This is a genomic window from Pigmentiphaga litoralis (genome assembly GCF_013408655.1).
In the GTDB taxonomy this organism is placed as follows: Bacteria; Pseudomonadota; Gammaproteobacteria; order Burkholderiales; family Burkholderiaceae_B; genus Pigmentiphaga; species Pigmentiphaga litoralis_A.
The window spans coordinates 639204-666045 of the sequence record NZ_JACCBP010000001.1 but is presented as its reverse complement, the minus strand read 5'-3'; the positions used below and the strand labels follow the sequence as shown (position 1 = coordinate 666045).

Sequence of the window (26842 nt, the reverse complement as noted above, 5' to 3'; positions counted from 1 at the left end):
AATGCGGGCGCCGGCGATGCGTTCGCGATCCAGGTTGGCGAACTCCTGCACATGGCGGCTGTGCAGCGCGCCATCGAAGCGGCCCAGTTCCGGGGCCTGCGCGATCATCTCGCCCAGAATGGCTTCGTGATAGGCCATGTCAAAGGTCGTGCCGGCGTCGTCTGGCGCCAGGCCGCCATCGGCCAGACGGTCCGCCAAGGACGCCAGACCAGCCTTGCGGGCCGTGTCCGCCCGTTCGCGATAGGCCACCCATTTGGACAGCTGCTCGGTGTTCGGGAGCCAGCTCGTCAGCTTGGCCGAGACGCTGTCCAGCGCAGCCTGGCGGGTTTGCGCCGCATGCAACACCACTGCGGGCTCGGCTTTCAGTTCGGCCAGGATGGCGTCGATCGCGTCAGCCAGCGCGGCAGCAATCGCGCTTTCCGCTTTCGCATCACGGACCAATCCCTTGCGATCAGGCTGCGCCGCCGCGACGTGGCGCAGATCGCCATGCGCCGTGATCCAGTCGTAGCCGCTGACCAATTGCGGCCAATCGGACGCCTGCGCGAGCCAGGCGCCGCTGAAGGCGGCCGCACCCAGTTCCGACTGCGCGGCCACGGCGGCATGCGCCGCGTGCAGGGTGGCCAATTGACTGACCTGCGTGACGCGGGCGCTCAAGTCCAGCGGAGGATCCACGAACCACTGCCTTGTCAGGTCATCGATCTGGACCAAGGCCGCCGCGCGCTGGCCGACCACCGCCAGGCTGGCATGGTCCAGCGTGGCGGCGCCGTCGAAAGCGTCGGCCACATTGGCGGCATAGGCCTGGCCCAACTGCTGCATGGCAGGCCGCGCCTGGTCGATCAGCTGGCGCAACTGCGCGGCCCGCGCGCCCACGGCCGATCGTTCGGCCAGCCGGCCCGCGAGCAAGCGCGGTTCGTCGCCGAGGCCCTGCAAGGTACGCATCCATTCGACCAGCGCCAGCAGCGGCGCGCTCGTGGAGCGTTCACCGCGCCAATCGCCGCCGAACGCCGACAAGCCAAAGCTGTGATCGGCGCGGATGCGTGCTGCCGCGGCTTGCCCGCGCAGCAGAATGTCGAACAAGGCAACGATGTCTTCCACCGGCAATTGCGGGTCGCGAACCAGGGACCGGGCCAGCGCACGCGCCTTGCGCCAGTCACCGTTGAGCATCTTGAACATGCCGGTGTGGGTTGCAAGCGCCTGGCGGGCAGCGGCCACGTCGGCGGTCCAGGCGGACTCCAGCAATTGTTCGCCGATGGCCGCGCGGCTCTGCTCCAGCGTGGCAACGGCCTGCGCCAGGTCGTTGGCCTGCTCGACACCGTGGCTCCAGACCGTCGCGGCAAACGCTTCGGGACTGGCATCCGGCGCATTGGCGACCCGTTCGGCGGTCGTGGCCAGGCGCGCAATGGCGGCAAACGTATCGGTATGCGCGGTGCTGCCCAGCTCGGCGGCCAGCCGCTGCGCCTCGAGGGTCAGGCGCGGCAACGCGGCCAGCAGGTCGCGCGCAGCGGCAATGGCAGGCAGAGGAAACCCGGCCGGCAAGCTCGCCAACGCTGCCTGCAAGGGGTGCAGGTCGTTGCGGGTGATCGCGTCAGCCTGAAGCATCGGGCGCAGCGCGGCTTCCTGTCCGGCATAGGCCAGGCCCTGGTCCAGCAGGGCCCGGATGTCGGCCGCCCGCTCGTCCCAGACAGGCGATGACAAGGCCTCGGCGGACAGGAAGGCAGGCACGGTTGCAAGCAACTCGGCCTTGTCGGTCAACCGCTGCACGTCGTCGAAGGACGCGACCGCCGGGTCCAGCGCCAGCGCGGTTTCCAATGCGTGGACCTTGGCCTGCAATTGGCCCATGCGGTCGGACAGGTCCTGCAGCCGCGGCGTCAGCCGTTCGACAAAAGTCGGCAAGACCATGTCCAGGCCGATGCCGTACCACGGGTGCGCGGCCGGGCGGCCAATGTCATCGATGCGCTGGCTCAGTTCATGGACCAGCCGCGCGCGGTCCCGCACATCGTCGGGCGTCCAGGCCGTCGCGCCTTCCAGTTGCAGGTCCACGGGGCGCTGGCCCTCGCGGCGCAAGCGCACCATCTGCCCGACCACATCGAACGGCGACAGCACCGACGGTTCCAGCGGCGTATGCATCCGCGTCACGTGGCCGTTCAAGCCGTCGCGCGCGGCCTGCAGGCGCGTCACCACATTGCTCGGAAAGTCGGCGCGCGGCGCGCCCAGTTCCCACGTGCGCCGCAGTTCCTGCAGCAAGGCGCGCTTGTTGGCCTTGTTGCTGTGCAGTTCCAGGCAGGCATCGCCCACCCCTGCACTGTCGAGCCGGCGCTTCACGACTTCGAGCGCGGCCATTTTTTCGGCCACGAACAACACGGTCTTGCCATCGGCCACGGCAGCTGCAATCACGTTGGCGATGGTCTGCGACTTGCCTGTGCCGGGCGGCCCCTGGATCACCAGGTTGCGGCCCTTGCGCACGTCGTGGATCGCCAGCGTCTGCGAGCTGTCGGCATCGACAATATGCAGCATGTCGGCCGGCGCGATCAGATCGTCGATGGCGACGTCATCCGACACGGACTCGCCATCGCTCTCGAAACCCTCGCCCAGCAGCGACCGCACGACGGGCTGGTTCAAGATGCCCTGATCAGGCCAGTTGGCCGGATCCAGGTCGCGGTACATCAGGAATTTGGCGAACGAAAAAAAGCCCAGCACGATGTCATCAGGCTCGACCTGCCAGCCGGCCTTGGTCGAGATGGCCTGGCTCACGGCCGCCAGATAAACGACCGGATCGAAGTCGTCGGTGGCATCGAAGGGCGGCATGGCCAGCCCATGTTCGCGGTCCAGCCAGGCTTCCAGAGACAGGTTCGACGTGATTTCTTCCTGCCGGGCCCGCAGCGTGAAACGCTCGCCCGCCTTGGCCCGGTCCAGCGTGACAGGCACCAGCAGCAGGGGCGCATGGCGCGCGTTGTCCTTGTTCTTGGGGTCGATCCACTTGAGGGTGCCGAGCGCCAGGAACAGGATGTTGACGCCCTGCTCTTCTTCCAATGTGCGCGCATCGTGGTACAGGTCCAGCAGGCGCTTTTGCAGGCCCTTGGGCGTCATGCGCGTCTGCAGGCGCGTGTCCGCATGGCGGCGCATCACCCCGCGAGCGTCCAGCTCAGCGTCTTCCGGCGTCACGTCTTAGTCGGCGGACCACTGGCCTTCCTCATCCGTGCCTTCGCCTTCCTGCGCTTCGCCCCGTTCCGGCCGGTCGGGCCGACCCGCCACAAATCCGAAGGACTTGGATTCGCGTACCAGCAGGCGGAACACCTCGGCCGTCTTTTCCCCCACCACGTCCACGGTCTTGGCCGTCTTGGAAAACTTCGGCACGTTCAGCAGGCGGTTGCGGGCGGACAGGTCCAGCAGTTCCAGGCGCGCGCGCTCGAGCTTGAGCTCGGGCGTCAGGCTGCTCTGGAACAAGGAGGGAGGAGTGGCGGACATGGATGACCTTCGATGGAGACTTCGCCCCGGGGCAAACGTGGATTCTGCCAGCATCGGGAACGGCGCCCAGTGTATCGCGAGCCATCCTGCGGATACCGTCCGCGGACGAACTACACCCGGGAGGTCTTAAGGACACTTACGGATGATCGCGCGACCCAGATTCGGGCATCATCCGTCGGTCATCCGCCCAGGCGAACCCAGCATGGCTCTGCAACGGTACGACTCATGGCCCGATTTTCTTGGACGCCGCCTGGTGGTCAAGATCGGCACAGACTGGTTCCAGGGCGTGATGCACGGCCTGCAGCCGGTGTCCGACAAATGGCCGCTGCTGCGCCACACCGATCACCCTTGGGCACTGACGACCGCGGACGGCATCGTGCTGTTCGATCCCGACAACCCCGGCGTGGAGATCTACACCGCCGATGTGATCGGCACCCTGCCCCGCTTCCGGCCCCTGTTCGAGCAACCCACCCGCAACCCCAATCGCGGCTAGGCTTGCGCGCTGACATTGCGTAACGCGCGTAACGCCATCGACGGACCCTTACATGGTTGCTCAAGGGGAAACCTGCTGTAATGGAACGCCCCGCCCCCATCGAGCCGCCACCATGAAGCGACTGTTCTCCCTTCTCATGCTTTCCTTGTTTGCCGCGACCCTGACAGGTTGCGGCTACAACGCCATGCAGGCTTCCGACGAAAAGGTCAAAGCCGCCTGGTCCGAAGTGCTTAACCAGTATCAGCGCCGCGCCGACCTGATCCCCAATCTCGTCAGTACAGTGAAGGGTTACGCCAGCCACGAAGAAGCCGTGCTGACCCGCGTGACCGAAGCCCGGGCACGGGTCGGCTCGACCAACATCACGGCCGATCAGCTGGATGATCCGGCTCAGGTGCAGCGGTTCCAGCAAGCCCAGGGCGAACTGAGTTCCGCGCTGTCGCGCCTGCTGGTGGTGACCGAAAACTATCCGCAACTGAAGGCCGACGGCCTGTTCCGCGACCTGCAGTCGCAGCTGGAAGGGACCGAAAACCGCATCGCGGTCGCCCGCAATCGCTACGTGACATCGGTTGAGGAATACAACGTCATGATCCGCCAGTTCCCTGGCGCAATCACCGCCAAGGTCATGGGCTACAAGCCCAAGGCCAACTTCGCGGTCGAAAACGAAGCCGCCATTTCGCGGCCACCCGCGGTCGACTTCGGTGGCGGCGCACGGCCTGCGCCCGCTCCTGCGCGATGACTTCGTCACGCCTCTGGCACGGGCTCTGCCTGTGCATGACGCTGCTGGTGGGTAGCTTGGTCGCGCCTGGCCTGGCGCTTGCCGCCGAGACGGCTGTGCCCAAGCTCGAGCGGCGCGTGACCGACCAGACCGGCACGCTGGACGCCGCGTCCATCGTGCGGCTGGAAGCCGACATCCAGGCGCTGGAAACCGAGAAAGGCGCGCAGATCGCCGTGCTGATGGTGCCGACAACCGACGGCGAACCCATCGAGCAATACGCGGTACGCGTCTTCGAGGCCTGGAAGCTGGGCCGGCAGAAAACCGATGACGGCGTGCTGTTCGTGATCGCCAAGAACGACCGCACCCTGCGCATCGAGGTCGGTTACGGGCTGGAAGGCGCCGTGACCGACGCCCAGGCCAGCCGCATCATCCGCGAACAGGTCACTCCGCGTTTCCGGGAAGGCGACTTTACGGGCGGTGTCGAAGCTGGCGTGAATGCGCTGATCGGGCTGGTGAAAGGTGAAGCTTTGCCACCGGTAGAAAAGGCCAAGGCCAACGCAGCTGAAACGGTTCGCGGCATTCCGACCGGCATTCTGTTTGGCGCCGGCCTGGTGCTGGTCATCCTGCCCGTCTGGGCCGCGGCCCTGCTCGGTGCGGTCGCCGGATTCATGTTTACCGGATCGCTGCTGTTCGTGCTGCTGGGCGGCGTGCTGGGCGTGATCTGCAGCGTCGTCGGCAAGGGCTTCCTGCCCGGCGGCGCGGCACGCACGATGTCCCGCCGCGGCCTGGGCCGCGGTGGTTTCGGCGGCGGCTTTGGCGGCGGCTTTGGGGGTGGGGGCGGCGGCTTCGGCGGCGGTGGTGGTGGTGGATTCTCGGGCGGCGGTGGCCGCAGTGGAGGCGGCGGTGCATCCGGCAGTTGGTAAGTTCGCCCGCGCATGCGGCTGGCCGTTGATCAGTGGCCATTGGCGCCGGTCCCGGCATTTCAATGCGGCAGCGCTCGACCGGCTGGCGGCGGCCATCGCCGAAAGCGAGACCCATCATCCTGGCGAATTGCTGGTGGTGCTGGAAACGCATCTGCCCGATCACGTGCCGGACGGCGTCACGCGCGCGCTGGAAGTGTTCGGACGCCAACGGGTGTGGGACACGCCCGAACGCACCGGCATGCTGCTGTACATCGCGCTGGGCAACCGGTGCATCGAGCTGATTGCCGACCGGGGTATCGACGTGCCCGACGCCACCTGGGACGGCGTCTGCCGGAAGATCCAGGAAGGTTTCCGGCGCGGCGATTACCTCGGCACGCTGGAAACGGGCATCGACACGATCGAAGGCGAATTGAAGGCCGCGTTGCCGGTGGCGGACGGCGCCGATGCCGCAGCCGACCCCAACCGGTTGCCTGACCGGCCGGTGTTCATCTAGGTCCGCTCACGCTCGCGGCAGTAAAAAAGGGGATGCCATCGGTGATGGCATCCCCTTCTTGCATGGCGCTTCGTGTACGGATGCGCTGTGCGGCCTTTACATCAACTTGGCCTTGGCCGCTTCGATCCCCGCGGCGCCGCACTCGCCATCAATGACGCCCGACGGCGCGCCGGCCACGCCGACCGCGCCGACCACTTCATTGCCGACACGGATCGGCACGCCGCCGCCCAGCAGCAGAAAGCCGGGGATGTCCGTCAGTTGCTGCGCGACCGGATTCTTCTGGGCGTTCTCTTGCATGGCCAGGGTTGGCGCGCGCGACGACGATGACGTGTAGGCCTTCATGCGGGCGCCGTCCACCGTGTGCGGGCCGGCATTGTCCGCACGGACCAGCACACGCAACACGCCAGCGCGATCCACGACGGCAGCGCTGACATTGAAGCCGCGCTGGGCGCAGGCGTTCAGGGCGGCATGCGCGATGTCGGTGGCGATGGTGGCAGGCACATTGCGCTCTTGCAGCAGCTGCGCGGACGCGAACAGTGGCGTGGCGGCAAGGGTGACGGCGGCGATAAGGTGGGTTGCTTTCATGGTGGTCTCCGGGGGTTGCGTGACCGGTCATCCGGCCATGGGAGAACTGTACCGACGGCCCCTTTGCGCGCACAGCCGGTGCGCTACCCAGGCGACTGGGTAGAACTACGCCGTTGCCAGCACCAGGCGGACCATGTCCGCCACCGACGTCGTGCCGAGTTTGGTGGCGATGCCGGCCCGGTGTTTTTCGACCGTGCGCGGCGACAGGTCCAGCGCCCGTGCAATCTCCTTGGTAGCCAGCCCCTGCGCGATCAGCCCGATGATCTCGCGTTCGCGTTGACTCAGCACGGACAGGGCGCGTGCCGCGTCGTCCCGCTCACGGTTGCGGCCCAGGTCCCCCTGCCCTCGCGCCAGGCCCGCATCGATGGCTTCGAGCAAGGCATGCTCGTCGATCGGTTTGGTCAGGAAGTCCACCGCGCCGCCTCGCAGCGCGCGGCGGCATGCGGCGACGTCACCGTGCCCGGTAATCACCACCACGGGCAGGCCCGAGGCGTCCGCCTGCAGGCGCTCCAACAGATGCAGGCCGGACATGCCCGCCATGCGGACGTCGGTGACCACGCAGCCAAAGCGTTCCGGGCTGGGACGCGCCAGAAACGACGCCGCGTCGGCATAGGCTTCGACATCCAGGCCCATCGTCTTGAGCAGGAGCGCCAGCGCGTCGCGCACGTCTTCGTCGTCATCGATCAGGAACACCAGGGAGCGGGTCATGCGGCAGCCTTCAATGTGAGGGTGAAGCGGGTGCCTTGGCCCACTACGCTATCGGCCGCGATGTGTCCGCCCATGGCTTCCATCAGCCGTTCGCACAAGGGCAAGCCCAATCCCATGCCGCCTTCCTTGGTGGTGTAGAACGGCGTAAAGATCTGTTCGAGCTGGTCGGCAGGAATGCCTGGACCGTTGTCTTCCACAACGATCGTGATGGCACGATCGTTGTCGCTGGCAACGACCCGGACCCAATGGGCCGGCTCGACTTGCAGTCCTTGGGCGTTGACGGTTGCCGAGGCTGACGCGCCTGACCGATCCGACCCGCCTGCCGCATTTGCCACCATCGCCTCGGCGGCATTGCGCACCAGGTTGTGGAGCACTTGCTCCAACGACACGGCATCGGCCACGGCGTGCACGGCTTCCCCCGGCTCCCACTGCAGCACCACGCCACGCGAAGCCAGGTCGGCCTCGGTCAGGTCCACAACGCTTTGCACGACGGCGTTGACGTCCGTGTCGGCCAACGGCAGTTCGCGCCGGCTGACGAACGCGCGCATGCGTTCCAGGATTGCCCCTGCCCGATTGACCAGCCGGATATTGGTGCGGATCACCGGCGCCAGGTCACTGGCCGTTGCACCTCCATCGATCAGACGCAAGGCCGCCTGGTTCTGGCTCAGCAAGGCTGTCATGGGTTGCGTCAGTTCATGCGCGATTCCCGACGCCATCTCCCCCAACCCATCGACACGCATGGCGTGCGCCAGCCGCAGCGCCTGGTCCTGCAGCCGCGCATCCCGACGCGCGCGCCGCAAGCGCTGGCCGCTTCGCAATGCACCCAGCAGCACGGCCGCCAGCACCGCGCAGGCCAGCACGGCGGGCAGCGGCAGCAGTTCCGACCACCGGGCGTCGCGCTGCAAGGTCACCGCCAGCGGCTGGCTTGGGCTGTCGAGCTGCGATGTCAGGATCATGGCGGGGAGGCGCCAGCGCGAGGGTCGCAGCGGCCTGGCATCGGTCGCACCCTGCAAGGTCGCCACCGTGGTGGCGCCATCGGGAATGTTCAGGGTCCATGCGATGGGCCGGGACCCGGCGTCGGCCGCCACCAGCTGGCCGGCATCGATGCTGAAGACCAGCACGGTGTAGGGCTCGCGGGGAATGTGTTTGATCAGGCGGAAGGTGCCTGGCACCCGGCCGGGTGCCAGCCGCGTCCTGCCCACCGCAATCCCCGCCGAAGCCTGCGTCATGGCCGGGCTCCATCCTGCATCAGGCAGGGCCTGGGGCGCGCTGACCGCCAGCACCCGCGGCACAGTCGACGCCGACGGTTCGGGCGCCAGTTCGACCAGCACGATTTCGGTAATCCGAGGGTAGTACTGGCGCACCGACGCCGACACGCCCAGGAAGTTGGGAAAGCCGGCGTCATCGAAACGGGCGACCGCCGCCAGGCTGGTCAGATGCGCATCATGCTGATCGACCCGCTGCGCAATCTGCCGGACGAGCGTGCTCGCGTCGTCATTGAACTGCCCCCGCGCGTCCGCGTACCGGAAGCCCAGCAGCGCCGCGCAGGCAAGCGCCGTCAGGCCCAGCCACAGGGCAAGCCAGACAAGAACCGGACGAAACGGGGGCAAGGGTCGAGACATGCGCGGCATTATCGCCGCATTCATGCAGTGCGTCCCGCCGCCCGCCGCAGCCTGCCCCGGCTCCCTGCCTGCCGGCGGAACGATCCCACACTGACCTGCATGCCTTGCCGCACGGCGTCGATCGACCGGTTGTCGTCATCGTTCTTGCGGGTCACCATCGAAAACTGCAACACCGGTGCGCCTCGCCCCAGTCGGATCACACGCACCGGATACACCTGCAGCACGGCGGGATCGGGTTCCTGCAGCAGCGACACGCCCAGTCCCGCGCTGACCATGGCAACGATGGCGGGCGAGCTGTCGAATTCCAGGGCGCCGCGAATGTCGGGAAAATGTTCGTTGGCGTATTGCACGGCCATCGCACCGGTGACCGTGTTCCGGTCATAGCGGATCCAGTCGTGCTGCCGGAACAAGGTGCCCAGTGCGGTGTCATCGGCATCGGGCGGCGCGATCACCACCAGTTCCCGGGTGAACATCGGCGTCCAGCGCAGCCGGGCCGATCCGCCGGACAGCGGCTGAGCCACCAGCGCCGCGTCCAGGTCGCCGGCCTTGACAGCCGCCGTCAGCGTGCTGCTGCGGCCGCGCGCGGGGCGCAGTTCCAGCCGCGGGTGGCGTTCCCGCAAGAAGGCCATGATGCCCGGCAGCACGGCCGCCTGCAGGGACTCGATGATGCCCAGGCGCACCTGCCCTTCCACCGCCAGGCTGCTGCCGGCCCGCAAGGACTCCAGGCCCTGCAACGCCGCGCGCAGGGTGTCGGCCACATCATGGGCCAGCTGGGTGGGCCGCGCCTGCAGGCCCGATCGGTCGAACAGCGGCTTGCCCAGATAAAGTTCCAGCTGCTTCATCTGCATGCTGACGGCGCTGGGCGTGACGTTGGTGGCGCGGGCCGCAGCGGCGAACGTGCCGGTCTGCAGCACGGCTTCCAGCGTTGCAAACGTCTCGATCTTCATCAAATTTCCTTATGAAGAAGCTCAAATACCTTCGCTATTCTAATGAAGCGCCCTGGCCTAGACTAGCGTCAAACGCATAACAGCAGGAGCACGCGATGCAAGCCACTTCGACCCCCTTCCCCCAGGCACGGCCGGCCGCCACCCGCCCGATGGCATGGACTGCCGACCAGGTCAGGCAGGATGAATCCTGGATCATCCGCCTGACGGGGGACCAGATCGATGGCATGCACGCCGCCCTCGCCCACGCAAAGCACACGGGCAAGTCCATGCTGGAGATGACGCAGGAAGACTTTCCCCTGAATGCCGCCGCCATCACGGTGCTGCAACAAGCCATCGCGACGACGCAGGGCCGCTGGGGTATGTGCCTGGTCAAGGGCTTTCCGGTCGATGTCTGGTCCGAAGACGACTCGCGCCTGGCCTTCTGGGGCATGGCGCTGTACATGGGTGTGGGCCGCACGCAGAACCGCGCCAGCCAGATCATGAACGACGTTCGCAACGAGGGCGGCGAATACAAGGTCAAGGGGGGCCGTGGCTACAACACCAATGCCGGCCTGGATTTCCACCAGGATTCCTGCGATGTGGTCGGCCTGCTGTGCCGCCGCACGGCCAAGTCGGGCGGCACCAGCAAGGTGATCAGTTCCATCGCGCTTCGGGATGAAGTCAGGCGCCTGCGGCCCGATCTGATTCCGGTGCTCGAATCGCCGTTCTTCCACAGCTACCAGGGCACGCAGGATCCGTCGCAGCCGGCCTACTATCGCCTGCCCATCTTCGGCAATCACCCAGAATACTTTTCGGCCCGCGCCAACCGGAAGAACACCGACGCCGCCCAGCGCGACTTTCCGGAAGTCCCACGCCTGACGCCCCAACAGGTGGAAGCGCTGGACCTGCTTGAAGAACTGATGCCCAGCGACACGCTCTGCTACACGATGGAACTGGAGCAAGGCGACGTGCAGTTGCTGAACAACTACGTCACCCTGCATTCGCGCACGCCGTTCGAAGACTTTGACGAACCCGACCGCAAGCGCCACCTGTTCCGGCTGTGGCTGGCCATTCCCGGCTCGCAACCGCTGCCTGACGCGTGGGCCGAGTATTACGGCGATGCGCGGGCGGGCGCCGTGCGTGGCGGGGTCCGGGGCACCGCCATCACCCAGGAATTCCTGGCCTATGAAAAACGGCAGGCCGACACCCTGGGGATGCAATTCGAAACCTGGAAACCGCGCATGCTCAAGGAAGATATGGATACGCTGCTGGGCAAGGAGGCCGTCAAGGCAGACAGCCACGCCGAGGCCTGATCGTTCCAGCGCATGATTGCAACGCGGTCGCCACCCTTGATTGGGTCGCGGCCGCGCACCCACATCCCGCCACGCGGATGGACTGACATAACAAGCTCGGGGAAGACCCGGCACACAAGGAGATATGCCATGCAGAGACGAACCTTTCTGAGCGCCATGAGCGCAGCGGGCATGCTGGCCGCAACGGGAATGGCGCGGGCCCAGAGCGGCGCAACACGCATCGTGGTGGGCGCCTCGCCCGGCGGCGGCACCGACACCGTCGCACGACTCATGGCACAGGAACTGGGCCGCCTGCTGGGCGGCACCTTCGTGGTCGACAACAAACCCGGCGCAGGCGGCAACATCGCCGCGCAACAGGTCGCCAACGCCGAGCCCGATGGCCGCACGCTGCTCATGTGCTACACCAGCCACGCGATCAACGCCACGCTGTACCCCAAGCTGCCGTTCGATCCGATCAAGGATTTCTCGCCGATCGCCTGTGTGGCCAACGCGCCGTCCATTTTGCTGGCGCGCCCTGGCATCAAGGCCAATACCATCCGCGAATTGATCGCCCTGGCCAAGGCCGAACCCGGCACGCTGAACATGGCCTTGCCCGGCATCGGATCGTCAGGCCACCTGGCGTCCGAAGTGCTCAAGACCCGGGCCGGCGTGGACATCACGCTCATCCCCTACAAGGGCACGGCGCCCGCCATGAACGATCTGCTTGGCGGACAGGTCGACCTGATGTTCGCCACGGCGGCCCTGGCCAAGGCGCAGATGGACAACAAGACGCTCAAGCCCCTGGGGGTCAGCAGCGCGCAGCGTATGGTCTCGGCGCCGAACGTGGCCCCGATTGCCGATGTGCTGCCAGGCTACGACTTCAGCGCCTGGTACGGTCTGCTCGGACCTGCCGGCATCAAGCCGGAACTGGCGCAGCAGATTTCGGCAGCGGTCGAGAAAACCCTTGCGCAAGAGCCCATTCGCCGCCGGCTGCTGGACGAAGGCCTGATCGCGCAGAGCAGTTCGCCCGACGCGTTCGGCGCGTTTGTGAAGTCGGAAGTGGAACGGTGGGGCGCCGTGGTCAAGGCAACAGGCGCCAAGGTGACCTGATTGTCGCGGATGGCATATCGTTTGCTGATGGGCATCGGGGAGTGAGTCCCCGGACCGCCATCAGGAGCAAGGCATGCCATTACCCGCGGACTGCACGTTTGTGCTGGGCGCCCAGGATCCCGAAATGCGCGAGATCGAACGCGTGGTGCAGGGCGCCGGCTATGCATGCGTCGTCGCCGCGCAGGGCCGCCAGCGTGTATCGCCGCGCACGGCCTATGACGCCGACAGCGTGCTGCACAACGGGCCGGGCGGCTTGCGGCCGGCTGTCCTGCTGCCCAAGGCGCCCATCGTGACAGTCGAATGCCGGCTTCGGGGCTACACGCCTATCGTTGCGGTTGACCACCACAATCCCGGTGACATCGGGTACGAGATCGGACCCGACCGCTACATGGAAGGCGCATCATTGGGCCAGGTGCTGTCCCTGCTTGAACGCGAACCGACGGAAACACAACGCCTTCTGGCCGCGGGTGACCATTGCCTGACCGCCGCCTATCAAGGCGCGTGCGCAGGGGCGCCGCCGGATCGCCTGCTGGAATTGCGGGCGTCCTGGCAGGCACGCGTCAGCGGGCGCAGGTTGTCGGAGGTAATAGGCGGCATCCTGGATGCCGCGGTGCAAGTGCGAGCGAAGTACGACAGCGAACGGGGCGAATCCCGCTTCCTGGACCCGATCGGGGTGCCGCGCGACCTGCCTGAGGGCGCGGCCTACGCCGGACTGCCAGTGCGCTACCGGCAGTTGCTGCCCGATGGCGTGGTCAAGGAAATGTTCAAGGGCGGCAGCCCCGACGCCATCGAACGCTTCATGGAAGAACACCGTTCCGCTGGGCGGCTCGCCTATGGCAATCCGTATCGGGGCTACGCGGGCGCTTATTGGAGCGGATGAGTCGGGGGGCGGACAAGGCGGGGGCGCGTCACTTCAGCCCCGGCCCACGAACGGCATCTTCGTTGCCATCACCGTGTGGAACAGCACGTTGGCTTCCAGCGGCAGATTGGCCATGTACAGCACCGACTGGCCGACCACGTCCACGTCTATCATCGGCTCGATCTCGATCGCCCCATTGGCCTGCGGCACGCCCTTGGCCATGCGGGAGGCCAGCTCCGTCATCGCATTGCCCACATCGATCTGCCCGACCGCGATATTGAACGCTCGGCCGTCCAGCGCCGCCGTCTTGGTCAGCCCCATCACCGCATGTTTGGTGGCCGTATAGGCGATCGAATTGGGCCGGGGCGTATGGGCAGAGATCGAACCATTGTTGATGATGCGGCCACCCTGCGGCGACTGATCGCGCATGACCCGGAATGCCTGCTGCAGGCAATAGAACATGCCGTTCAGATTGACATCGACCACCTCGCGCCACTCGGCGGCGGTCCAGTCCAGGAACGACCCCGGCGGATTGCCCCGGCCCGCGTTGTTGAACAGCACATCCACGCGGCCAAAGTGCGCGACGGCTTTGGCGAACAGGTCTTCCACCGCCGCGGCATCGGCCACGTCGGTCGGCACGCACAATAACCGGTCCCCGGCCCCATGGCGCTGCCGGGCCTCGTCGCGCACGGCGTCCAGCATGGCTTCCCGCCGTCCGGCCAGCACCACCCGATAGCCTGCTTCGGCCAGCGCCAGCGTGACCGCCTTGCCGATGCCCGAGCCCGCCCCTGTCACGATCGCCACTTTTCCAAGGTTCACTGCTGTCTCCTGTCCGTCGGATGATTGCGGGTGTCAACGATAGCGGATATCGACGGAGACTTCGAGATCGAGCCTTGAACGCCATCGAACGATCCCTTCGAAACATTCGACTCGTGGCGGCCACGACCCGCTGACATAATCGCCGGCAGCAACACCGACAACACTCACAAGACCGGAGACAGCATGCTGCATGACGCTTTGCGCGGCGTTCGCGTCGTCGATCTGTCGCGGATTCTGGCCGGCCCGTGGTGCACGCAGAACCTGGCTGACATGGGCGCCGACGTACTGAAGATCGAGCATCCGCAGCGCGGCGACGACACCCGCGGGTGGGGGCCGCCCGACCTGACTTCGGCCAATGGCGAGGCGTCCATGTCGGCCTATTTCATGGCCTGCAACCGCGGCAAGCAATCCGTCACGCTCGATTTTTCCACGCCGCAAGGCGCGGCCCGCATCATCGAACTGGTCAGGGACGCCGATGTCTTTGTCGAAAATTACAAGGCAGGCGGCCTGCGCAAGCATGGCCTGGACTACGACAGCCTGAAGGCCATCAACCCACGCATGGTCTACCTGTCGATTACCGGCTTCGGCCAGACTGGCCCCATGGCGGACAAGCCCGGCTACGACTACGTGTTCCAGGGCATGGGCGGCTTGATGAGCTACACGGGGCAGCCGGATGGCATGCCCGGCGCCGGGCCCTTGCGGACCGGCGTGGCCGTTGTTGATCTGATGACGGGCATGTATGCGACGTCTGCCGTGCTGGCCGCGCTGCGGCAACGTGATCGAACGGGGCAAGGCGTGCATCTGGACCTCTGCCTGCTCGATGTCGCGGTCGCCCTGAACGCCAACCAGGGCGCGAACTATCTGGTGTCGGGCGACGCCCCGAAGCGCAGCGGGAACGCCCATCCCAACTGCGCGCCGTATGAAGTGTTTGCCGCACAGGACGGGCACCTGATCGTTGCGATCGGCAACGATGCCCAGTTTGCCCGCTTCAGCTCCGTGGTCGAGCAGGCGGCGTGGGCTGACGACGCCCGGTTTGCGACCAACAGCGCACGGCTGATGAACATGGCCACGCTTCGGCCCGCCATTGCCGACGTGCTGGCCCGGAAGCCGCGCCAGCACTGGACGGACGCCTTCGATGCCAACGGTGTGCCCTGGGGGCCGATCCACACCCTGGACGAGGTGTTCGCCCACCCGCAGGTGCAGCACCGCGAACTGGTGCAGACCGTGACGCATCCTGCGCTTGGACCGATGCGTCTGGTCCGGAATCCGCTGGTGGCGGGATCGCCGCCAGACAGCGTGGCAAGCGCGCCGCCGACGCTGGGGCAGCACGATGCCCTGCATGTGAAGACAACAACAACGACAACGACACCCTGATTTTCCCCGCACGAGGAGACACCCATGCGACTTTCCGTACTTTCCGGCCTCCTGACCTTGGCCCTGTGTTCCGCCGCCAGTGGCGCGTCCGCCCAGGCCTACCCCGACCGGCCGATCCGGCTGATCGTGCCGTACGCGGTCGGCGGGACCACCGACATCATTGCCCGCGTGGTCGGCAACAAGCTGGGCGCCGTGCTGGGCCAACCCATCGTCATTGAAAACAAGCCAGGCGCCGGCGGCAACATCGGCAGCGCGTACGCGGCCCGCCAGCCCGCCGACGGGTATACCCTGGTCATGGCCGTGGAAAGCTCGCACGCGGTCAACCCGAACGTATATGCCAAGTCACCCTACGACCCGATCAAGGACTTTTCTCCCATCAGCAACCTTGCCGATGTGCCCAATGTCCTTGTCGTGAATCCCGCCCTGCCCGCGCAAGACCTGAAGTCTTTCCTGGCCCTGCTCAAAAGCCAGCCCGGCAAGCTGGCTTTCGGATCCTCAGGCAACGGCGGACTGAGCCACATGAACGGCGAACTGTTCATGAGCGTGACCGGCACCCGCATGCTGCACGTTCCATACAAGGGCCTGGGCCCGGCCTTGAACGATCTGGTGGCAGGCCAACTGCAGGTAGTGTTCGACAACATTCCGTCGTCCAACCCCTTGATCCAGAGCCACCGGATCCGTCCGCTCGCGGTCGCCGCCAGGCAGCGTCTGAAGGTGTTGCCCGACGTACCCACCTATGCGGAAGCGGGCCTGCCCGCCATGAACACGCCATCCTGGTTCGGACTGGCAGCCCCGGCCGGTGTGCCCGAAGCCATCCTGGACCGCCTCAATGCCGCGGTGGTGCAGACCTTGCAAGACCCGCAGACCGTGGATGCCATCGAAAAACAGGGCGCCGTTCCCGCGCCAACGACACGCAAGGCATTTGCCGAGACGATCAGCCAGTCGTACGCCGGTTGGAAAAAGATTGTCGATGACATCAAGTTCGAGAAACTGCAATGACCTCGTCGCCCCCAGCCGCCACCGGCCACACCGTGCCCCTGCCTGATCTGTCGCACGCCACCGTCACCATCGACGATGCCGGCGTGACGACGGTATGCATCGCGCAAGCCGGCCCGCTCAACCTGCTCGGGTCGGCCGTTATCAACGACCTGACCGCCGCGTTTGCGGCCCTGCACAGCCGCAACGACGTGCGCGTGGTGATCCTTCGCGGCACCGGGGATCGCGCCTTCGTCGCCGGTGCGGACATCCAGGAAATGTCGTCGCTGGACCGCACGTCCGGAGAGGCCTTCATCACCCGGCTGCGCCATCTGTGCCATGCGGTGCACCACTTTCCGGTGCCGGTCATTGCCCGCATTCCAGGCTGGGCATTGGGCGGCGGGATGGAGTTGGCGATGGCCTGCGACATGCGTATCGCCGCGGACGACGCGCAGTTCGGCATGCCCGAGGTCAAGGTCGGCATCCCGTCGGTGATCCATGCCGCCTTGCTGCCCCGGCTGATTGGCGCCGGCAACGCGGCCTGGATGCTGCTGGCGGGCGAACTGATCGATGCGCATCGCGCCGCGGACTGGGGGCTGATCAACGAGGCCGTGCCCCAAGCGCAGCTGGATGCGCGCGTCATGCACCTGGCGGGCAATCTTGCGCGCATCGGGCCCGCCGTGCTGCGTCAACAGAAAGGGCTGCTGCGTCAGTGGGAGGCTCTGGACCTGGCGGGTGCGATCGACGCCAGCGTCAAGGCGTTTGGCGCGGCCTTCGACACCGGCGAGCCGCAATCCTTCATGAATGCCTTCCTGGAAGAAAAGCGGCGGCGCAAGGCGCGGTGATACCGCGTTGCGCGGCCAATGCGGGGCCTCAGCCTTTGGACAGGCGCGACGCCATCACCACCGGATCATCCAGCAGCAGGTCGACAACCGCCGAGACCAGCGGCGACAAGTCGCCTGCGCGGGTGACCAGCGACAATTCTCGATGCGCCCACGGGTCGGTCAGCCCCACCGCCCCTATCCTTCCCGCATCCAGCGCGGCCGATGCAATGCTGCGCGGGACCAATGCGACGCCAACGCCTGCCGCCACCATGTGCAGCACCGCGTCGAAGGTCTGCACATGGATGCGGATGCTCAGTCCCTTGCCGGTCTGATGCGCCATCTCTTTCAGGAATACCGTGTTGCTGCTCGCCTTGTCCATGCAGACAAAATCGCGGTCCAGCACGGTCGCGAACGGGACGGCCGCATGGGCCAGCAAAGGGTGGTCAAGCGGCGTGGCAATCACCAGCCGGTCCAGTGCGAACCGGCGGCTGGTCACGTCCGACGCCGTCGCGGCGACCGGCCCGGCCAGGATGCCGATGTCGGCTTCCTGATCGTTGATGGCAGCAAGTATGGTGGTGCTGGGCCGCTCTTCCACCACCATGTTGATGGTTGGGTGGGCAGACAGAAAGCGGCTGAGCGATGGCACGATAAAGCCGTTCAGGGAACTGCTGTTCGCAACGATGCGCACGCTGCCTTTGAGCCCCTTCGAAAAGCTGGCGATCTCGCCATGCATGGCCTCGATCCCGGCGAAGAGCCCGCGTACATGCTTGAGGACCGACGTGCCTGCAGCGGTCAGCTCCATCCCCCGTGCCGCCCGGGTGAACAAGGGCACGCCCAGGGCGAACTCTAGATTTTTCAGGCGATAACTTGCCGCCGACGCCGTCAGGTGGACTGCCGCCGCGCCCGCGGACAGACTGCCGGCCTCGGCAATGGCAAGGAACAAGCGCAGGTCGGTCAGTTCGTATCGCATGGGCCGGATGATTGCGGGTATCAACGATCGGATTATGCATGAGCCAGCCGGCCTCCCCCGCCGGGTTGCACTCCCTACATCGCCACTTTGATCACCACCTTGCCCCGCGCGTGCCCGTCCTCCACCGCCGCCAGCGCATCCGGTGCAGCGTCAAAAGGATAGGTGCCCACCACTTTCACCACCAGATCGCCTTCGTCCACCAGTGTGCAGATGGTGGCCAATTGCTGGCCATCGGGCTCGGCCAGAAAGCGCATGGCGCGGATGTCCCGCTTTGCGGCTTCTTCCTGCGACGGCTCGCCCAGGGTGGACACGAGCACGCCGCCCGGCTTGATCACGTCCCACGACCGCTGCTGCGTCTCGCCGCCCACCAGGTCGAACACCAGGTCGATGTCCTTGGCCACGTCTTCGAACTTTTCGGACGTGTAATCGATGGCGTGGTCGGCGCCCATCTCGCGCAGCAATGCAACGCCCTCACCCGACGCGGTGGCGAACACGTCCGCGCCCACCTGTTTGGCGAACTGCACGGCAAACAGCCCCACGCCGCCCGACGCGCCGTGGATCAATACGCGCTGCCCGGATTCCAGCGTCCCGTGGTCGAACAGCCCTTGCCACGCCGTCAACGCGGCAAGCGGGATCGCGCCCGCGTGCACCCAGTCAACCGACTCCGGACGGCGCGCGATGGCCTTGGCGTCGACGATCACATATTCGGCAAAGGCGCCGTCGCCTTGTCCCACGAAGGCGATGACCTCATCGCCCGCCTTCCATGGCAGCGCCTGATCCCCCACGCGCTCCACCACGCCTGCAACGTCGCGCCCAAGGATGTACGGCAGATCTTTGTCGCCGATCATGGGGTACTTGCCGCCACGCGTTTTGGCGTCGACCGGATTGACGCCGGCAGTCAGTACACGGATCAATACCTGGGCGCCCGACGGGTCGGGAATAACGACCGATTCAGGCTTGAATACTTCGGGGCCGCCGAATGCATGGATCCGGTAGGCAAGCATTTGACTCATCATTGCATCCTTCAAGTAGCGGTTCAGCGCACTGCACGCCGCAGAACGCACCGGGAGGCTCTGCAAGAGGCGTTCCCTGGCTGCTAGACTGAGCGGCCTGTTTCGCGCTTGCCCTTCCCTGCACAGCATCCTGTCATGGCATCGACGCCCTGCTCCCCATTGAACTCGTTGCTACGCACCGTGCCCCGTCGCTACCGGGTGCCGCCGCTGGGCGACCGGGATGCACGATCGGACGCGCCTTCTGCGGCAAGGAATCTTGCGGTGGCCATCGAGCTGGCGCGCGCAGCCCTTGCGCGTGGCGAGCAACCGGACGCGGCAGTCAAAGCCCGATTCTTGCAGGGCTTGGCAAGGCTGATTGCTGATGCCTTGCATCCGCAGACCGGCGACCCTGCATTCCAGGCGATGGTGCTGCGCCATCGACATGCATGGGTGCGTGAGTACGCGTCCTTGCAGGCGCAGGGGGACAAGGACGCTCGCCACATTCGAAGCCGCGTCGATGCCATTGCGCATCCGGGCAAGCTGCGGCAACAGGCTTCAGGTCCACTTCGCGACGGGTTGTCGCAGCTGTATGAGCAGGTATCGACGGGCGCGTGGACAGAAGCGGCGGACACGGGCCGATTCCTGTTGGCCGGTCTTGAAACCCGGTCAGATCCTCTGTTCGATCTGCAGTCCACCGCCGGGCTGGGACGCAGCCTTCAACACCTTCTGCAAGACCCCGCGCTGGCACGGCTGCAGCGGCTGTTGGCGCTGGCGCACGACACCGACGTGCAGCATTACCTTGCCTTATGGGCGTCCCATGGGCCCAGGTCAGGCAGCGCGGAAGCTGCGGCGCAAGGTGCCAGCGCGCAGCAGCGAGGCGCAGAGGTCGAGGCGACAGCAGCCCAGGCGCTGGATGCGCTGGCGGCACAACTGAATCGCGACGACAGCCAACAGTGGACCTACCGGGTCGTCACTGCCCTGCATGTTCCGGCGGTGCTGGTGGACAGCGCCGAGAGGGCCAAGACCGAGTGGGACGTCGCGGTGTTTCGGCGCCCGAAGATTGAGGACGCCAAGGAGACCGAAGGGGCCAAAAAGGCCGAAGCTGCCAAAAAGACCGATGCCGCCGCATCGCCGCCCTGGGACATCTGCCTGCTGGTCGAGGCCAAGGCATCGGCCGATGCCGCAACCACGGATTTTCCAAGGCTGCTGCGCGGCCTGCAGCTGCTGTCGAAAGCCGATGCACACGTCATCTATCCGTTTCTGACGAAGCAAGGCACCGTGCCTGTTCGCGGCAGATCGCTGCACGCGCTGCCCACGACAGACGCCCTGGCGACGTTTCAGGATGCGGTGCTCTATTGCTCGGATGCGCCTGCGGACCCGGCCCCGAAACCACTCGGCGCGGCCAGCCGGATGCAGTTGATATCGTCAACAAATACGCTTGATTACGCGAGCAGGCTGAGCGATGGCGAAGCTGTCAATGCGCAAGACCTGGAACCAGTGTGGCAGACCTTGCTGACCGATCCCCGTTGGCTTACCGTCCTGAACCAATACGCGACCCTGCGCCGCGTCAGGGAACTGATGGTGCACGTAGCAGACCTTCACGCACTTTCCCGCCGCACGATCTCGAATCCGATTTCCACCACCGACTCCGCCGGCCGCTGACCATTCGCGCACGCGGCGATCATCTCCGCGGCGCGCGCGCCGATCGCGGCGCCGTCCACATGCACCGACGTGATCGACGGCGACATCGACGACGCGATGTCCATGTCCCCGAACCCCACGACCGCAAGCTGCCCAGGCACTGACAGACCCTGCACCATGGCTTCGGTCAACACCCCGGCCGCCATCAGGTCCGACGTACAGAACACGCCGTCGATCTGCTTGTTGGCATCGAGCAAGGCCCGCAGTCCTTCCCGGCCCTGGGCATGCGTCGTCGGCGCGGACATGAATCGGACGACAGGTTGCGGCAGGCCCAGTTCCAGGGCAGTGCGCACGACGCTGTCGGCACGCAGGTGGGCACGTTCGTCGTCACCGGCCAGTACCGCCAGGTGCTTCTTGCCAGCGTCGAAAAGATACTTGCTGACGGCCGCGCCGATCTGTTCGTGCGACACGCTGAGCAGCATGTCGATAGGCGTTGACGTCGTGTCCCAGGTCTCGACGACCGGTATGCCCGATGCCTGCAACAGTTGCCGTCCTTGCGGCGAATGCATGACCCCGGTCAGGACAATGCCATCGGGCCGGCGGCCGATGATGGCGCGCAGCAGGGCGTCTTCGCGCGGGGTGGCATAGCCGCTTTGCCCCACCATCAACTGGAAGCCCTTGGCATCCAGCGATTCGGTCAATGCCGTCAGCATGCCGGCAAACAACGACCCCGCCACGGAGGGCACCAGCAACGTCACCAGGTTGCTGCGCGACAGCCGCAGTGCGCCAGCCATCAGGTTCGGCACATAGCCCAGCGCGTTGATGGCGGCGTTGACCTTTTCGAGCGTGGCGGGCGACACCTGCTGCGGGGTGTTGATCACCCGCGAAACCGTGATCATCGACACGCCCGCGGCGCGCGCGACTTCACGCACGGTGACCTTGCCCCGTTCGACGGGGCTGTGCGGAGGAACAACAGGCTTGCTGGACGTCGCGGGCATGGGCGGCAACGGGTGGCTTTCGCTGGGAGAAAGCTGAAGGCTAACCCGTTGCTCGGTGCAGGTCACTCTGCAACCCCTGGGTTTGCCCCAATGCCAGCCCGCGCAAACTCCCCCATACTCTCGCCAATTCCGACGTTAACGTTAACAAGTAAGATGTTAACGTTAACAAAACACTAAAAAGATGGAGACAACAATGAACGCCAATTCAAGCAAATGGGTGGTGGGTCTGACGCTGATGGCTGCCGCCGGCGTCGCCCAGGCATGGCCTGACAAGCCGGTGACGATGGTGGTGCCCTTTCCGCCAGGCGGCGCGACCGACTCTGTCGCGCGGTCCGTCGCCAACAAGCTGACCGAGCAGTTCAAGCAGACTTTCGTGATTGAGAACAAGGCGGGCGCGACCGGCACGATCGGGGCCGCGCAAGTGGCTCGGGCTGCACCGGACGGCTACACCCTGATGGTGACGTCGCTGGCACCGCTGGTGGTGGCGGAACACTTGATGAAGTCGCTGCCCTACTCCCCCGCCAAGGACTTTACCTACCTGACGGTGGCCGTGCAGGCGCCGAACGTGCTGGTCGTCAGCCCGGCGCTGGCCTCCAAGGTCAATAACGTGCAGGACGCACTGGCGCTGTTGAAAGCCAAGCCGGGTGGCATCAGCTTTGCGACGTCGGGCGCCGGTTCGTCCGACCACCTGACGGCCGAACTGTTCTGGCAAAAGACGGGCACCAAGGGCCTGCATGTGCCGTACAAAGGGGGCGCACCGGCCATCTCTGATCTTCTGGGTAACCAGGTGGACATGTCCTTCCAGAACGTAAACGCCGTGCTGCCGCACATCAAGGCAGGCAAGCTGAAGGCGATTGCCGTGACCGGCAACAAGCGTTCGCCCGTGCTGCCCGATGTGCCGACCTTTGCCGAAGCGTCGGTGCCTGGCCTGGTGGTCTATTCGTGGCAAGCCGTGGTCGCGCCCAAGGGCCTGCCGACGGACGTGCGCGACAAGCTGTCCGCCGCGCTGGTCAATGCCGTGAAGGACCCTGCCATCAGCAAGCCCTTCACTGACCAGGGCCTGGAAGTCGTCGCCAATTCGCCTGAAGAGTTCACCCGCTTCCAGCAGCAGGAAAGCGCGCGCTGGAAGGAAGTGATCCAGGCCGGCAACATCACGATCGAATAAACGCAGCGCGACCTGGTCGACTGCACAACGCATTTTTCTACCGAGCTACCATGCCCCACACTTCCCCAGCAGTCGGCCAGACGCCGACCATCACCCACATGCGTGTCGTCCCGGTTGCCGGACGCGATTCCATGCTGCTCAACCTGAGCGGCGCGCATGGCCCCTATTTCACCCGCAACCTCGTCATCCTGACCGACAGCGCCGGCCACACCGGCGTTGGCGAAGTGCCCGGCGGCGAGAAGATCCGTTCAACACTGGAAGACGCCGGCCAATTCATCATCGGTAGTTCCATAGGCAACTATCAGCACACGTTGAATCAGATGCGCGAAGCCTTCGCGAGCCGCGACAGCGGCGGCCGTGGCCAGCAGACGTTCGACCTGCGCGTGGCGATTCACGCGGTCACCGCAGCCGAATCCGCCTTGCTGGACCTGTTGGGCCAGTACCTGAACGTGCCCGTGGCCGCCTTGCTTGGCGAAGGCGTGCAACGCACGTCGGTGCAGATGCTCGGTTACCTGTTCTATGTGGGCGACCGGCACCAGACGCCGCTGGACTACGACAGCGCACCCGACGAAGCCGATGACTGGCTGCGCCTGCGCCACGAAAAAGCGCTCACGCCCGACGCTATCGTCAAGCTGGCCGAAGCCACCTACGCGCGCTACGGATTCCAGGACTTCAAGCTGAAAGGCGGCGTGCTTCGCGGCGAAGAAGAAGTCGAAGCCATTCGCGCGCTGCACGAACGTTTCCCGCAAGCCCGCATCACGCTGGACCCGAACGGTGGCTGGTTGCTGAAAGACGCGATCCGCCTGTGCCGCGACCTGCACGGTGTCATGGCCTATGCCGAAGATCCCTGCGGCGCGGAAGGCGTGTTCTCGGGCCGCGAAGTCATGGCCGAGTTCCGCCGCGCCACCGGCCTGCCGACCGCCACCAATATGGTCGCCACCGACTGGCGCGAAATGGCGCACGCCCTGTCGCTGCAATCCGTTGACATCCCGCTGGCCGATCCGCACTTCTGGACCATGCAAGGCTCGGTGCGCGTCGCGCAGACCTGCCAGGCGTTCGGACTGACCTGGGGATCGCATTCGAACAACCACTTCGACATTTCGCTGGCGATGTTCACGCATGTGGGCGCCGCCGCACCCGGCCGCGTCACGGCGCTGGACACGCATTGGATCTGGCAGGACGGCCAGCAACTGACCCGCAACCCGCTGCAGATCCGCAATGGCTATATCGACCTGCCCGACGCACCGGGGCTGGGCGTCGAGCTGGATATGGACGCGGTGGAACGCGCGCACCAGCTCTACAAGCAGCACGGCCTGGGCGCGCGCGACGACGCCATGGCCATGCAGCACCTGATTCCCGGCTGGGCATTCGACAACAAGATGCCTTGCATGGTGCGGTAAGCCAGCCCGGGAAGCAGAACCGGACCCCGGCAGGACAGGACACAGGACACAGACAGGACAGCACGACCGGACACCGCGGCACAGCGGTGCCATCCCAGGAAGGCCAGCAGGCCGCATCCACGCTTGGCGACAAGCAATCGAGGAGACAGCAAGGTGAATACAGCATCGAACTTCAAATGGAAAGTGCTGCCGGCGGTCATTGCCGCGGCATTCCTGGCAGGCTGCGGGGGCAGCGGTGATGACGACGCCGGCCCGACGGCGTCTGCGCCGGTCTTTCGTTCGGCAGGCCTGGTCCAGGCCGCGCCGACCGTCACGACCAACGCGACCGGCCAGCAAGTGGTGAACGTCAGTGTACTGACGCAAGGCGGCGTCAAGACGCTGACCACCACCGCTGTCACGCCGGCCAATGCCGCCGTCATCCAGGCCGCGCTGGCACCCGGCAATCTGGTCGACTGGCTGGCGTCCGACACCGGCGCCGTCACCGTTCCGACCGACCCCACGCAGACCTTCAACGTGGTGTTGGCCAAGGGCAAGTCCAGCGATGCGCAATTCAACTTGCAGAAGTACGGGGCATCCGTCGCCCGCCATGCCAACGCGCCCGGCCCCATGGTCGCGGCAGGCTGGATCTACAACAAGACAGGGTCCACCATTACCGTGGGCGACGGTAGCATCGTGACCGCGGACCAGGCCGGCCGCGCGTACACGACTCCCATCAAGCGTTACGAAGAAACCTATACCGTTGCGCCCGATGCGCAAGTCTTCAACGTCAACACCGACGACTACAGCAAGAGCACCGTATCGACCCTGGCCGCCGTGCCGGTCACCGCGAATTACAACTACGCGACCACCGCCCGGCAGGCGGCCTACCTGCTGTTCGACAACAACTATCAGAACGCCGCCAATGCCAAGGTCGTGGCCATCTGGTACTTCACGCCGCAGTCCAAGACCGACGGCAAGCCCGTGTGGGACGTGCCCACGCAAAGCCCGATGCTGGCCGACAAGGGCACGGATCCCGTATCGGGCCAGACCTATGTTGCGATCAACGCGACGGGCGTCTCGGCCGCGCCGTACACCCGCAGCACCGAACCGTTCGAGATGGTGAAGAACACCCTGTACTACGTCGGCGACAACGAGGTGGCCTCGTATGTGCTGAAGGCCGATATGGGGACGGCGGACACGTCGGACGACAAGGTCATCAAGATCGATGCAGGCTGGCCCAACAGCGGCTATCAGTACTTCAAGAACATGGAACTGATGGGCGTGGATCCACGATCGGTGACCGACCTGTGGCTGACCCACGGTCACGGCGACCATTACGGCACCGCGGTCGAACATCTGAAGATGATGGACAACGCCGGCAAGACCATGAATCTGTGGGCGTCCAAAGAAGACGTGATCGGCGTTAAGGGTGACCTGCAAGGCAACGTCTGGGACATTCCCGGCGCCCTGCCCGACACCGAGACCGTGCTGCGCGCCCGCACCAACAACTTCTACGAATACGACAAGTGGTACGACTATGGCAACGTGCAGATCATGGTGATCTGGGCGCCCGGCCATACCCCCGGCACCACCAACATGCTGTTCCGCGTCAAGAATCCGGCCGATGGCAAGTTCGTCATCTTTGGCTACCACGGCGGATATGGCGTGAACGGCCTGAACTCGCCAACGCCCGCCAATGGCTGGCGCCGCCTGTCGTTCCAGCACGGCTTCAGCTACCTGCAAAACACGGTGGACGTGGACTTCGTTGCGCCCCAGCACACCAACCAGTATCCGATCGTTGAAGTCTTCCAGGGCCTGAAGGCGTACAACCGCGACCCGGCCAATGCGAACAAGCCGTTGACGATGCTGGATGCGCTGACGACCAAGGTATTCGATTCGCCGGCCATTGGCGGGACGAAGGTCACCACGGAATTCGCGAACCAGCTGGAAAAGCGCCGGTCGGTCGTGTCCTACAAGGCCAGCGACGTGGCCAACCGGACCTACAAAAGTATCGAGACGTCGGGTCCGTTCAAGCCGGGTCGCGAGGCCGGCCTGACCGACATCCGCGCCACCTTGCTGGACAGCGGCAAGATCGTGCAGGGGTTCGTCGGTGCGCAGAACAAGAACCCGGCGATCCCGCTGCTGGCCAACGGCATCGTGGTGCCGACCGACAGCTACGTCGATGATCCCACCGGCTTTTTCGTGCAAGTGTCGATCGACGTGCAGGACACCGTCTACAAAGGCTACGTGCCACCCAGCTTCGCGCAGAACAGCCCGGGGCTTGGCGCGTCGATCACGTATGACGGCGGGCCGGTCGAATCCGTGCATGCGGCCAAGGGCACCTTCCATCCGCCCGAAGTGCTGCGCACGCAGCGCCTGAAGACCCTGGCCGAAGCGCAAGCCGTGCTGGCCAAGATCCAGAAAGGCCGCACCGTCACGATCTCGCTCAACCCTGGCAGCGAGATCGTCGTGCCGGCAGATGTCAACGCGACGTTCCGCTAAGGCCACGTTGCA

22 protein-coding genes and 1 pseudogene are annotated in these 26842 nt (G+C 65.7%); 14 read left to right on the top strand and 9 right to left on the bottom strand.

The genetic code is table 11. The features are described from left to right. Positions 1-2313: 2313 nt before the first annotated feature. A pseudogene (locus tag HD883_RS27990) lies at positions 2314-3465 on the bottom strand (DUF4011 domain-containing protein); the annotation flags it as partial. Positions 3466-3667: 202 nt separating this feature from the next. On the opposite strand from HD883_RS27990, the gene HD883_RS02805 reads away from it, so the two are divergent. The 4 genes from HD883_RS02805 to HD883_RS02790 all read left to right on the top strand — a co-directional run bounded on the left by HD883_RS02805 (position 3668) and on the right by HD883_RS02790 (position 6089). Next, a complete protein-coding gene (locus HD883_RS02805) occupies positions 3668-3958 on the top strand; it encodes a hypothetical protein (protein WP_179587927.1) in 291 nt (96 codons plus the stop codon). Positions 3959-4070: 112 nt separating this feature from the next. Further along, entirely contained in the window at positions 4071-4694 is a 624-nt protein-coding gene (locus HD883_RS02800) for a LemA family protein (RefSeq protein WP_179587928.1), read from the top strand. After that, positions 4691-5596 carry a TPM domain-containing protein gene (locus tag HD883_RS02795; protein ID WP_257021966.1) on the top strand — a complete coding sequence of 302 codons (906 nt, stop codon included), beginning with the start codon at positions 4691-4693 and terminating at the stop codon, positions 5594-5596. The genes HD883_RS02800 and HD883_RS02795 overlap by 4 nt, the downstream gene beginning before the upstream one ends. Next, entirely contained in the window at positions 5577-6089 is a 513-nt protein-coding gene (locus HD883_RS02790; RefSeq protein ID WP_179587929.1) for a TPM domain-containing protein, read from the top strand. The genes HD883_RS02795 and HD883_RS02790 overlap by 20 nt, the downstream gene beginning before the upstream one ends. A 96-nt stretch (positions 6090-6185) precedes the next feature. Here the strand turns inward: HD883_RS02790 and HD883_RS02785 are convergent, their stop codons facing one another. The 4 genes from HD883_RS02785 to HD883_RS02770 form a co-directional block, all read right to left on the bottom strand. Beyond that, positions 6186-6674, bottom strand: coding sequence for a GlcG/HbpS family heme-binding protein (locus HD883_RS02785; RefSeq protein WP_179587930.1), 489 nt, complete (start codon positions 6672-6674; stop codon positions 6186-6188). Between the two features lie 105 nt (positions 6675-6779). After that, positions 6780-7382, bottom strand: coding sequence for a response regulator transcription factor (locus HD883_RS02780; RefSeq protein WP_179587931.1), 603 nt, complete (start codon positions 7380-7382; stop codon positions 6780-6782). Beyond that, positions 7379-9004, bottom strand: a complete 1626-nt coding sequence (locus tag HD883_RS02775; RefSeq protein WP_179587932.1) for a sensor histidine kinase — start codon at positions 9002-9004, stop codon at positions 7379-7381. Before HD883_RS02775 ends, HD883_RS02780 begins: the two co-directional genes overlap by 4 nt. Positions 9005-9024: 20 nt before the next feature. Next, entirely contained in the window at positions 9025-9951 is a 927-nt protein-coding gene (locus tag HD883_RS02770) for a LysR family transcriptional regulator (RefSeq protein ID WP_179587933.1), read from the bottom strand. A 95-nt stretch (positions 9952-10046) separates the two neighbouring features. Between HD883_RS02770 and HD883_RS02765 the strand changes: the two genes are divergently transcribed. The 3 genes from HD883_RS02765 (at position 10047) to HD883_RS02755 (ending at position 13212) form a co-directional block, all read left to right on the top strand. After that, entirely contained in the window at positions 10047-11243 is a 1197-nt protein-coding gene (locus HD883_RS02765; RefSeq protein ID WP_179587934.1) for a TauD/TfdA family dioxygenase, read from the top strand. 129 nt (positions 11244-11372) lie between these two features. Beyond that, complete coding sequence (locus HD883_RS02760) at positions 11373-12332, top strand: tripartite tricarboxylate transporter substrate binding protein (RefSeq protein WP_179587935.1); 960 nt, start codon at positions 11373-11375, stop codon at positions 12330-12332. Between the two features lie 73 nt (positions 12333-12405). After that, positions 12406-13212, top strand: coding sequence for a TetR family transcriptional regulator (locus tag HD883_RS02755; RefSeq protein WP_179587936.1), 807 nt, complete (start codon positions 12406-12408; stop codon positions 13210-13212). A 33-nt stretch (positions 13213-13245) separates the two neighbouring features. Here HD883_RS02755 and HD883_RS02750 read toward each other — a convergent pair whose 3' ends face one another. Continuing rightward, the gene (locus HD883_RS02750; protein WP_179587937.1) at positions 13246-14010 is read right to left on the bottom strand and encodes an SDR family oxidoreductase; all 765 of its coding nucleotides are present in this window, start codon (positions 14008-14010) and stop codon (positions 13246-13248) included. Positions 14011-14193: 183 nt separating this feature from the next. Between HD883_RS02750 and HD883_RS02745 the strand changes: the two genes are divergently transcribed. Genes HD883_RS02745 through HD883_RS02735 form a run of 3 tightly spaced genes read left to right on the top strand, consistent with a single transcriptional unit; the run spans position 14194 to position 17204 of the window. After that, complete coding sequence (locus HD883_RS02745) at positions 14194-15384, top strand: CaiB/BaiF CoA transferase family protein (RefSeq protein WP_179587938.1); 1191 nt, start codon at positions 14194-14196, stop codon at positions 15382-15384. Positions 15385-15408: 24 nt separating this feature from the next. Next, positions 15409-16383: a Bug family tripartite tricarboxylate transporter substrate binding protein gene (locus HD883_RS02740; RefSeq protein WP_179587939.1), complete on the top strand. Its 975-nt coding sequence runs from the start codon at positions 15409-15411 to the stop codon at positions 16381-16383. Continuing rightward, a complete protein-coding gene (locus HD883_RS02735) occupies positions 16380-17204 on the top strand; it encodes an enoyl-CoA hydratase (RefSeq protein ID WP_179587940.1) in 825 nt (274 codons plus the stop codon). Before HD883_RS02740 ends, HD883_RS02735 begins: the two co-directional genes overlap by 4 nt. Positions 17205-17232: 28 nt before the next feature. On the opposite strand, the gene HD883_RS02730 is transcribed toward HD883_RS02735, so the two are convergent. Continuing rightward, a complete protein-coding gene (locus HD883_RS02730) occupies positions 17233-18153 on the bottom strand; it encodes a LysR family transcriptional regulator (RefSeq protein ID WP_179587941.1) in 921 nt (306 codons plus the stop codon). A gap of 74 nt (positions 18154-18227) precedes the next feature. Next, positions 18228-19166, bottom strand: a complete 939-nt coding sequence (locus tag HD883_RS02725) for an NADP-dependent oxidoreductase (protein ID WP_179587942.1) — start codon at positions 19164-19166, stop codon at positions 18228-18230. Between the two features lie 135 nt (positions 19167-19301). Here HD883_RS02725 and HD883_RS02720 point away from each other — a divergent pair, with 135 nt between their 5' ends. Beyond that, the gene (locus HD883_RS02720) at positions 19302-20807 is read left to right on the top strand and encodes a 3-deoxy-D-arabino-heptulosonate 7-phosphate synthase (RefSeq protein WP_179587943.1); all 1506 of its coding nucleotides are present in this window, start codon (positions 19302-19304) and stop codon (positions 20805-20807) included. On the opposite strand, the gene HD883_RS02715 is transcribed toward HD883_RS02720, so the two are convergent. Further along, on the bottom strand, positions 20744-21784 hold the full coding sequence (locus tag HD883_RS02715; RefSeq protein WP_179587944.1) for a LacI family DNA-binding transcriptional regulator: 1041 nt from the start codon (positions 21782-21784) through the stop codon (positions 20744-20746). The two genes, HD883_RS02720 and HD883_RS02715, sit on opposite strands and share 64 nt — an antisense overlap. Before the next feature lie 193 nt (positions 21785-21977). Between HD883_RS02715 and HD883_RS02710 the strand changes: the two genes are divergently transcribed. The 3 genes from HD883_RS02710 to HD883_RS27575 all read left to right on the top strand — a co-directional run bounded on the left by HD883_RS02710 (position 21978) and on the right by HD883_RS27575 (position 26830). Continuing rightward, positions 21978-22949 carry a Bug family tripartite tricarboxylate transporter substrate binding protein gene (locus HD883_RS02710; RefSeq protein WP_179587945.1) on the top strand — a complete coding sequence of 324 codons (972 nt, stop codon included), beginning with the start codon at positions 21978-21980 and terminating at the stop codon, positions 22947-22949. A gap of 50 nt (positions 22950-22999) precedes the next feature. After that, positions 23000-24349 carry a glucarate dehydratase gene (gene gudD / locus HD883_RS02705; protein WP_179587946.1) on the top strand — a complete coding sequence of 450 codons (1350 nt, stop codon included), beginning with the start codon at positions 23000-23002 and terminating at the stop codon, positions 24347-24349. Between the two features lie 153 nt (positions 24350-24502). After that, positions 24503-26830, top strand: coding sequence for an MBL fold metallo-hydrolase (locus HD883_RS27575; protein WP_179587947.1), 2328 nt, complete (start codon positions 24503-24505; stop codon positions 26828-26830). The last annotated feature ends 12 nt before the right edge of the window (positions 26831-26842 follow it).